Below are 5,025 nucleotides of genomic sequence, written 5' to 3' on the forward strand. Positions count from 1 at the left end.
ATGTCGGACCACAACAACGTCGAGATCGCCGATCAGGTCGAAAAATTCCTCGACGAAAAGAACCTCGACTGATCGTTCAAGCAATTGCGTGCATCCGATCGGCAAATCGTCGTTGTCGAGCGCTGTATTCGCCGAAAACTGAAGCAGTCGATCTGTGCGAGCCAAAGGAACCACCACATGAACGCGAAGTCCCTGATCCCCGTGACCTTGATGATGGGCGCGACCGCCGCATTTGCCGAGCCGGAGAGGACGGTATCCGTTACGCCTGCCGGCACACATGCCTCAACGGCCGGCCCGCCCGAGAACTTCACAGGGGCTGTCCGCGTCGATTCTCGGTTCCAGACCACAGCACCCGCCCGTGTCGGCGGGGGGACAGTCACCTTTGAGCCCGGCGCTCGAACGGCCTGGCATGTGCATCCTCTTGGCCAGACCCTCATCGTGACAGCCGGCGTCGGTCTTGTTCAGCACTGGGAAGGCGAGGCGCAGGAAATCAAGCCAGGCGACGTCGTCTGGATACCGCCGGGTGTCAAGCATTGGCACGGCGCGACCGCGACAACGGGGATGTCCCACATCGCCATCGCAGAATCGCTCGACGGCAAATCGACGGACTGGCTCGAACATGTGTCCGACGCGCAGTATGCGCGATGAACCGTTCCAGTTGGGTTCGCCTCTCCAAAACTCACCTCAATCGAGGCCACATATGAACAAAATCCTTGGTGCTATCTCTGCTTCGATCCTGGCGGGCTGTGGTGTCCTGCTCGTCGGATGGCAAGTCCATGCCGAGCCAAACCGCACGACCATGCCGGACATAGACAAGCTCATTCACTACACGACGGTGACGCGCGCCGAGGTGACTGAACATCTGATGACGACACGCGAAGCGATCGAAGCCGTCAAGAAGGGCGAGCCGGTTCCGCCCGGTTCGCATGTCGTCCTTGTCGATTATCGCGATGGCGAGGTCTTCCGTTACTTCGTCATGGAGAAAGGCCAGGACTGGGGTGCCGACTATGATGAGAGCCGCCGGACCGGCGACTGGCAGTTCCAGTGGTTCAAGCCCGACATGACCATCAACATGGACGAAAACACCGCCCGTTGTCAGTCATGCCACACGTCCAGGGCGGATCGAGACTTCCTCTATTCGTTCAACGAGATGCGAAGATTCGAGTTCGAATGAAAACCTTCAGAACGACAAAGCAGACCCAGGCCGTGAGCGACTACAGGGCGGCACTCCGGTGAGCAGCATGTTCCGTATCCGGCTCCTCCTCGATTTCACTGCGGTCGGCCTGATCATCGCGTGTCTTGCCTATTGGTGGCGCGATAATCTCTCCCACGAACTGTTCGGCACGGCGCTGTTCGCCCTCGTCATCGTCCATAACGTCTTCAATCGACGCTGGTATGGCGCGGTATCAAAAGGCAGGCGAGATGCCACAAGGGTGTTCAACATCGTAACCATCGTCGGGCTCGCATTGGCCATGGTCGTCATGCTGGTCACCAGTGTCCTGATCTCGCGCGATCTCTTCTCGTTCCTGGCGCTCGACGGAGGTTTTGCGGTCCGCGAAATCCATATGTTCGCGGGCTACTGGGTCCTCCTCATCATTGCTGTGCACCTGGGAACCCGGTGGGCCGTCGTAATGAACGCCTGCCGAACCATGTTCGGGATCACCAACCAAAACCTTGCGCGAACCATAGCCGTCAGGTGCGCCGCCGTCGCGATCGCCATGTGGGGGATCAGAAGCTGTTTCGAAATGGCCTTCGGCTCCAAGCTGATGCTGACATACTCGCTCGATATGTGGGATTTCAACGAATCGACGCTGGGGTTCTTCGTCAACTACGCTTCGATCGTAGGGCTGTGCGTCGCCGTTTCTCACTACACACTTGAATTAGTGCGCTCGGTCAATCGATCTAAGACGCGAGCTTCCACTCCGTGTCGTTGACCGCTGTTGGCGCGGGGGTGACCACCGGCTTCACGCCGATGGTCGTTTCCTACAGCTCAATCTGCTCGGCTATCCGAAGGGCGCGTCGTCCACCTCGACGCCGAGGTATCGGACGGTGCTTTCGAGCTTCGTGTGGCCGAGCAGAATTTGAACAGCACGGAGGTTGCCCGTCTTCTTATAAATCTGCGCGGCCTTGGTTCTCCTCATGGAGTGGGGTGCCGTGGGCATTCGTCTCCAGGCCGATGGAAGCGACCCATCGGTGGACAATCCGGGCATACTGCCGTGTCGACAGGTGCTGCGACGTCTTGCGGCGGCTCGGAAATAAATAACTGCCGCCGTTCCTTCGAACGAATGGGAGCCATACCACGAGTGCGGTCTTTGTTTGTTCGGTGACCTCAAACTGGACGGGCCGCTTTGTTTTCTTCTGGATAATGGTCGCTCGATCTCGGATCGAACTACCAGACCAAAGGTCCTCTACCCTCAATCTGACGAGGTCGCATGCACGGAGCTTGCTGTCGATGGCCAGATTGAACAGCGCCAACTCTCGAATTGCCCGCTCATTTCAAGACGCACGCGGATCGACCATGCATTTTTCGGCTGAAGCGGCCGCTTCTGACCAACCAGAATACCTTTATTCCATGGATATCGGGGACGCAATAAAGTGGTTTCCATGACGAAGTCTCCGCCACTCCTCCCGCCGCATCGCCCCTACAGGCAGTCAGACGATATCACAGTTTGTCGCTACCCGGCCCAGAGCTGAACGTTCCCTAGCCGCCCAATGTGGCGGTGAAAACCGCCAACTGAGCGTCAAAAGCACGCTTGTATGCGGGCCGTGCTTCGCCGCGGGCCACATAGGCAGAGAGGTTCGGATATTCGTCCAGCATACCCGATCCTTTCAACCTGCGCAGTACTGTCACCATCAGCAGGTCACCGGCACTGAACTCGCCGTCGAGCCAGTTGGCATCGCCAAGGCGACCGGAAAGTGCGCCCAGCCGATTACGGATGTTGTTTTCGAGGACACGCAGGCGCTGCTCGTACCAAGGCTCTTCGCGCTCGAGGACTTTGGTGAGGGTAAGGTCGAAGATCGGCGGCTCCACCGTGTTGAGCGCGGCGAACATCCACATGATCGCGTGCGCCCGGGCATTCGCATCGTCCGGCAGGAGGCCCGCATGGCGCTCTGCGATATGGAACACGATCGCCCCTGACTCGAACATGGCGAGTTCGCCTTCTTCATAGGTCGGGATCTGCCCGAAAGGATGAAGCGCGAGATGCGCGGGTTCCTTCATCGCTTTGAACGAAAGAAGACGAACGTTGTAAGGCTGGCCCACTTCTTCGAGCGCCCAGCGGACGGGCATATCACGCGCCAGTCCCTTACCGCCATCTGGCGATCGTTCAAAGGCCGTAATAGTAGCAGACATTGTTATCCTCCATAGCTTGTCTGTCTTGAAGACGATTGGCTCGAGATTGCGACACCCCATACTTGAGATAATTATCGCGGTCAGGTCAAAGACAGTTCAAGGGATACGTTCCTGCTGCCGTTGAGCGTCAGCTTCTGGCGCAAAGTTGCAGCCAGCCGTTAAGGTTAAGTGTGGGCTGCTGCCGACCCGAAGGAGTTCAGGTCAAAAAGGGCATGATATCTATGCCGTCCCCCGGAAATACCCTAATATGCGGGTGGTCCTCGAACAGCCGCGCAGCGGCCTCGATGGTTTCCGCCTCTACGACGATGTAGCCGCAGAAAGGGTTCACGGCATCGGCGACACCGTCGTTGGTTACGCGCGTCGTCTTACCCACCATGCCACCACGATCGAGGATGGATGCGGCGTTTTTGTCCTCCCACGTCGCCCATTGTTCCAAGCCGACGGCATCGATCGCGTCCTGCTCGGCCTTAGGCAGGCTGCGGAAAGAGGCGAGGTCTTCGGGCTTCATGGTGTACACGGCTAGAAAACGGGCCATTGGCGCTCTCTTCGTGGTGGTAGATGATGTTTCAATTTACACTCCGCGCGGCCGAAGTCACCCGCGTTGCCGTCACCATTCGTGTCTCGAGAGACGGACAGCTTTCAGTCCAATGCGGACATGTGGCCACCAGATGGGGAACGGCTGTATCCGCCAGTCGTGCGGAGATCCGCGACGCTGGACTCATTGCCGTGAACAAGGCTTAATGCCGCGCGGGGATGGCTGGGGGATGCCGATCATGAGATCACCGCGGCAATAGTGCCGATGTTCTCGATGCTGTCGTCGTCGGGGCTGGCTGGGCGGGCCTCGGTGTCAGCTATTGGCTGGCACGAAGGGGCCTGCGCCATAGCGTCCTAGAGCGGGGTCGCATAGGAGAGACCTGGCGCACGCAGCGGTGGGATTCCTTTCGTATGAATACGCCCAACGTGCAGACCGTCATGCCCGGCGACCGCTACGAGGGTCCGGATCCGTATGGTGTCCTCACGCGCGACCAGTTCGTCGCTCTCCTTGAGGACTTCGCCGGGAGAAATGGGCTGCCGATCGAAGCGGATACTGCGGTGAGCGAACTCGCGCAGGAGAATGGCGCCTATCGGCTGACCACCTCGCACGGCACGCTTCGAGCGCGCAACGTGATCGTCGCAAGCGGCAACCTGAATTGTCCTGTGCGCCCGATCTCGTCAGATGCCTTGCCGCCTGACATTTACCAGATCGACGCTTCCGGCTATCGCAGCGCTGCCGATCTGCCCGGCGGAGCGGTGTTGGTGGTCGGAAGCGGTCAATCAGGCGCCCAGATCGCGGAGGAACTGGCGGAAGCGGGCCGGACGGTCTTCCTTGCGACCAGTCGCGTCGGGCGGCTCCCACGGCGCTATCGGGGGCGCGACGTCATGATCTGGCTCGATGAAAGCGGATTTCTCGACGTGCGGCGAGAGGAGGTCATTCGGCTTGCGGGACGCATCCCGCCGCGTGGTGTGCTCGGGTCGGAGCACACGATAAGCCTTCAGGCGCTCGGCGCCCAGGGTATTGTGCTTCTCGGGCGATTGACCGGCCTTGCGGATGGCGGTCGCTTCTCGTTCGCCGACGATGTCGAAGCAAATGTTCGCTTTGGGGACGAAGCCTCCGACAATGCCAAACGCTATAT

The 5,025-nt window shown here is 59.3% G+C and carries 6 protein-coding genes and 1 pseudogene; 4 read left to right on the forward strand and 3 right to left on the reverse strand.

Features of this window, described 5'->3' with window-relative positions:
* Positions 1-177 precede the first annotated feature (177 nt).
* Genes AAAC48_RS28615 through AAAC48_RS28625 form a run of 3 tightly spaced genes read left to right on the forward strand, consistent with a single transcriptional unit; the run spans position 178 to position 1,934 of the window.
* Positions 178-648 (forward strand): cupin domain-containing protein, encoded by a 471-nt coding sequence (locus AAAC48_RS28615; RefSeq protein ID WP_340657428.1) that lies wholly within the window; start codon positions 178-180, stop codon positions 646-648.
* A gap of 52 nt (positions 649-700) precedes the next feature.
* A complete protein-coding gene (locus AAAC48_RS28620) occupies positions 701-1,174 on the forward strand; it encodes a cytochrome P460 family protein (protein ID WP_340657429.1) in 474 nt (157 codons plus the stop codon).
* Positions 1,175-1,232: 58 nt separating this feature from the next.
* Complete coding sequence (locus AAAC48_RS28625) at positions 1,233-1,934, forward strand: DUF4405 domain-containing protein (protein ID WP_340657430.1); 702 nt, start codon at positions 1,233-1,235, stop codon at positions 1,932-1,934.
* 49 nt (positions 1,935-1,983) lie between these two features.
* Here the strand turns inward: AAAC48_RS28625 and AAAC48_RS28630 are convergent.
* The 3 genes and pseudogenes from AAAC48_RS28630 to AAAC48_RS28640 form a co-directional block, all read right to left on the reverse strand.
* A pseudogene (locus tag AAAC48_RS28630) lies at positions 1,984-2,606 on the reverse strand (tyrosine-type recombinase/integrase).
* A 95-nt stretch (positions 2,607-2,701) separates the two neighbouring features.
* Positions 2,702-3,352: a glutathione S-transferase family protein gene (locus tag AAAC48_RS28635; RefSeq protein WP_340657431.1), complete on the reverse strand. Its 651-nt coding sequence runs from the start codon at positions 3,350-3,352 to the stop codon at positions 2,702-2,704.
* Positions 3,353-3,548: 196 nt separating this feature from the next.
* The gene (locus tag AAAC48_RS28640) at positions 3,549-3,887 is read right to left on the reverse strand and encodes a hypothetical protein (RefSeq protein WP_340657432.1); all 339 of its coding nucleotides are present in this window, start codon (positions 3,885-3,887) and stop codon (positions 3,549-3,551) included.
* A 323-nt stretch (positions 3,888-4,210) separates the two neighbouring features.
* On the opposite strand from AAAC48_RS28640, the gene AAAC48_RS28645 reads away from it, so the two are divergent.
* Positions 4,211-5,025, forward strand: an 815-nt coding sequence (locus tag AAAC48_RS28645) for an NAD(P)-binding domain-containing protein (RefSeq protein WP_340657433.1), incomplete at its 3' end; no start/stop codon positions are given.

Source organism: Phyllobacterium sp., assembly GCF_037994405.1.
In the GTDB taxonomy this organism is placed as follows: Bacteria; Pseudomonadota; Alphaproteobacteria; order Rhizobiales; family Rhizobiaceae; genus Phyllobacterium.